The sequence below is a fragment of the Streptomyces anandii JCM 4720 genome (genome assembly GCF_014650655.1).
GTDB lineage: Bacteria > Actinomycetota > Actinomycetes > Streptomycetales > Streptomycetaceae > Streptomyces > Streptomyces anandii.
Genome location: NZ_BMVJ01000001.1, coordinates 482,852 through 486,720, shown reverse-complemented (window position 1 = coordinate 486,720; position 3,869 = coordinate 482,852). Strand labels below are relative to the sequence as shown.

4 protein-coding genes are annotated in these 3,869 nt (G+C 75.4%); 3 read left to right on the top strand and 1 reads right to left on the bottom strand.

What is annotated here, in order from left to right:
- The 3 genes from IE249_RS35925 to IE249_RS02200 all read left to right on the top strand — a co-directional run.
- A partial coding sequence (locus IE249_RS35925) for a YhgE/Pip family protein (protein WP_229857272.1) occupies nt 1–320 on the top strand: 320 nt, incomplete at its 5' end.
- 61 nt (nt 321–381) lie between these two features.
- Nucleotides 382–1,014 carry a TetR/AcrR family transcriptional regulator gene (locus tag IE249_RS02205; protein ID WP_189703029.1) on the top strand — a complete coding sequence of 211 codons (633 nt, stop codon included), beginning with the start codon at nt 382–384 and terminating at the stop codon, nt 1,012–1,014.
- Nucleotides 1,015–1,453: 439 nt separating this feature from the next.
- Nucleotides 1,454–2,971 (top strand): phytoene desaturase family protein, encoded by a 1,518-nt coding sequence (locus IE249_RS02200; RefSeq protein WP_189703028.1) that lies wholly within the window; start codon nt 1,454–1,456, stop codon nt 2,969–2,971.
- Between the two features lie 10 nt (nt 2,972–2,981).
- Here the strand turns inward: IE249_RS02200 and IE249_RS02195 are convergent.
- A partial coding sequence (locus tag IE249_RS02195) for an SCO2102 family sporulation regulator (RefSeq protein ID WP_229857264.1) occupies nt 2,982–3,869 on the bottom strand: 888 nt, incomplete at its 5' end.

Below are 3,869 nucleotides of genomic sequence, written 5' to 3'. Positions count from 1 at the left end.
AGTGGCTGAACGCGCGCTTCGGTCCCGCGGGCCGGATCCTCGTCCTCGCGCTGCTGATGCTCCAGCTGACGTCCGCCGGTGGCACCTACCCCGTGCAGACCAGCCCGGCCTTCTTCAACGCCCTCCACCCCTTCCTGCCGATGAGCTACATCGTGGACGCGCTGCGCAGGCTGATCACCGGCGGCGGTCTCGGCCCGGTGTGGCTGGCCTGCGCGGTGCTCACGGCCTTCACGGCGGCCTCGCTCGCGCTGACCGCGCTGTCGGCGCGGCGGCGGCAGGTGTGGACGCTGGACCGGCTGCATCCGGAGCTGAGCCTGTGATCCCGCCGTCGGCCTCCCCTCCCGCCCCTGGAAGGAACCGGTTGCTGTGAGAATCAGGGCCATGGAAAGCAGCAGCGCCACGCCGGGCGGCGGCCGCACCCGCCGTGAGGCCACCCGGCAGAGGCTCTACGAGGCGGCCGTCACGCTCATCGCCGAGCAGGGCTTCTCCGCCACCACCGTGGACGAGATCGCCGAGCGGGCCGGGGTCGCCAAGGGCACGGTGTACTACAACTTCGCCAGCAAGTCCGTCCTCTTCGAGGAACTGCTGCGGCACGGCGTCGGCCTGCTCACCGCGTCCCTGCGGGAGGCGGCCGAGCGCACCGCGCGGGAGGGCGGCAGCCGGGTCGACGCCCTGGACGCGATGGTCCGAGCCGGGCTCGTCTTCATCGACCGCTACCCGGCCTTCACCCAGCTGTACGTGGCCGAGCTGTGGCGCACCAACCGGGCCTGGCAGTCCACGCTCATGGTGGTGCGGCAGGAGGCGGTCGCCGTCGTGGAGGGCGTGCTGCGCGAGGGCGTGGAGGGCGGCGAGTTCAGCGAGGAGATCGACGTACCGCTGACCGCGGCGGCCCTGGTCGGCATGGTGCTGGTGGCCGCGCTCGACTGGAAGTCCTTCCAGCCGGAGCGCTCCCTGGACGACGTGCACGCGGCGCTGTCGCGGCTGCTGCAGGGGCGGGTGAGCGGGGCCCGCTGACCCCGATGGGCGGGAGCACTGCGCGATCGCCGGGGAACGCGGGACGGCCCCGCGGCGCCGATGGCGCCGCGGGGCCGCTGCTTCCCCCCGTTGTTCCCCGGTACTCCCCCGGGTTCCCCCCGTTGGGCCCCCGTCCGGTCGTTCTACGGGTTCCCCCGTGTCTCGCTCCCGCCGACCTGGGCCGGCGGAAGGAGCGGTCGAGGGCCGCGCCGTTCCGCCGCCCCGTGTCGGCGGTGCCGGCGCCGCGCCCCTTTCCGTGCCTCCACTCTCCCGTCCGCGCCGCCCCGCCCCCATCCGCGCGCGTACTCATCTCACCGGCTAGGTACGGATACTCACCCCTGGGCGCTCATCCCCGGGCCCGCGTACTCGCCGCACCGGGAAGGCACTGGTCAGCGGGGCGGGAGCGGGGCTGTCAGCGGTGCTCGATAAAGTCGCGGGCATGGCACGGATTGCGGTGATCGGCGCCGGACTGGGCGCGATGGCGGCTGCCGCCCGGCTGGCCGTCGCGGGCCACCGGGTGACGGTGTACGAGCGGGGGGACACCTACGGCGGAGCGGTGGGCCGCTTCGAGCGGGACGGCTTCGCCTTCGACACCGGCCCCGGGCTGCTCCCGCTGCCCGCGGTCTACCGCGACCTGTTCGTCAAGACCGGCAGGGAGCCCCTGGAGGACGTGGTCGAGCTGCTCCAGGTCGACCCCTCCTCGCGCCATGTCTTCGCGGACGGCACCGCGGTGTCCCTGCCGAACGCCTCCCGCGCGGGAGTCGTCTCGGCGCTGGACGAGGCGCTGGGGGCGGGCGCGGGCCGGCGCTGGGGCGACTTCCTGGTGCGGGCGCGCGAGGCCTGGGACCGCACCCGCCGGCCCCTGCTGGAGGAGCCGCTGTGGACCGACTGGCAGGTGCTGGCCGAGCGGGAGCCGTATCCGGCGGTCCCGCACAAGCGCCTGCTGCGCACCCGCCGGGCCGGCACGCTCGCCGAGGCCGGCGCCTGGGAGCTGCGCGACGCGCGTCTGACCGCCCTGCTGGAGAGCCACGCGCTCGTTTACGGCCTCGACCCGCGCACCGCCCCGGCGAGCGCTGCCGTACTGCCCTACATGGAGCACGCCTTCGGCACCTGGTACGTGCGCGGGGGCCTGCGCGAGCTGGCCCGCGCGGTGTACGAGCGGTGCACGGCCCGTCGCGTCGAGTTCGTCCTCGGCGCCGAGGTCACGGGCGTCGCGGAGAAGGACGGCCGGGTCGTCGGCGTCGAACTCGCGGACGGCACGGCGGCCGAGGCGGACTTCGTGGTGGCCGGGGTGGCGCCCGCCGTGCTGGCCCGGCTGACCGGAGGCGCGGCGCTCCGGCCGGCGGACGGAGTGGCGCCGCAGGAGGGCGCGCCCAGCCGGCTGGTGGTGCTGCTCGCGCTGCGCGGCGGGCGGCCGGAGGGCACCGCGCACCGGACGGTCGTGCACACCGAGGACCGCGAGGCCGAGCTCGAGGCGCTGTTCGGGACGGCTCCGGCTCTGCCCGCGCGGCCCACCGTCACGGTGCTGCGTCCGGACGATCCGGCGCTGGTCCCGGACGCGGAGCACGAGGCGGTCACACTCACGGCCACCGTCCCCGCGGCACCTTCACAGGGGGACGGGCCCGGCGCGGAGGACTGGGAGCGGCAGGCCGGCCGGATGATCGCCGCCGCCGAGCGTGCCGTGCCGGGGCTGCGCGACCGCGTCCTGTGGCACGAGGTCCGCACCCCGGCCGACGTCGAGCGGGCCACGGGCGCGCGGGGCGGGGCCGTGCCCGCGCCGGCGCTCGCCGCGGCACAGGGACGGCTGCTGCACCCGGGCAACTCCACAGGGTGGGAAGGCCTGTTCACCGTGGGCGGCTGGTCGCACCCCGGGGGCGGACTGCCGCACGCCGGGATGTCGGGCGCGCTGGTGGCCGGACTGATCGTGGAGGGGCCCCGGTTCCGCGGCTCGCAGTGAGCCCGCGCCTTCAGAAACGGTACTGCTCGTCGAAGCCGGTGCCGCCGTGCTGCTGCGGCTGCCCCTGGCCGTTGCCCTGGTAGGGGTAGGCCTGCTGCTCGGGCGGGAGTTCGCCGCCGTAGGTCTCGTCGCTGCGCTGCTGCGGGACCCACACACCGCCGGCCGGGGTCTGACCGCCGTAACCGCCGGTGGCGTAGGGGTCCTGGGTGCCGTAGTCCTGCTGGGTGTAGCCCTGCTGGCCGCCGTAGGACGTGTCGTAGGAGCCGGTGCCGTAGCCCTGGACGCCGGCGTAGGGGTCGGAGTAGGCCGCGTACTGCTGCTGGCCGGTGGTGTCGTAGCCGTAGCCCTGCTGCCCGTAGCCGGAGTAGTCGTAGGCGTAGGCCTGGTCGGTGCCCTGGGCGGCGGTGGCGTACTGGTCCTGGGGCTGGGCCGCGCCCGCGTAGGAGGTCTGCGCGCCGGGCTGCTGGGTGTGATCGCCGTAGATGCCGTAGGAGCCGGTGTCGTCGGGCAGGGGCTGCGGCTCGTAGACGGCGGTGGCCTCCGCGGCCGTGGGCTCGGCGGGGCGGGTGGGGGTGAAGACGTCGTCGCCGTCGTAGTCGTCGTGGCCGTACGGCAGGCCGTCGCCGTGGGCGAGGTCGGTACCGTCCGCTTCGGCACGGGCCCGCTCGGCGGCCTCGAGGTCGGAGACCTCTAGCATCGGGTCGTGGCGCTCGCCCTTGCCGCGGCGGCGCTTGCTGCCGTCCGCGCCCGGCTCGCGCTCCGGGCCGGGGTGGCGGACCGCCCAGCCGGCCGCGAAGCCGCGGCGGAAGGACAGCGTGACGTAGGTCTGGCCGACCGCGAACGCGGCCGCGCCCAGGCCGATGACGATGACCGACGGCATGAGCACGCCGAGCACCAC

Coding starts and splice junctions, on each gene's coding strand:
- IE249_RS02200 (WP_189703028.1), top strand. CDS start 1,454: ATGGCACGGATTGCGGTGATCGGCGCCGGACTGGGCGCGATGGCGGCT.
- IE249_RS02205 (WP_189703029.1), top strand. CDS start 382: ATGGAAAGCAGCAGCGCCACGCCGGGCGGCGGCCGCACCCGCCGTGAG.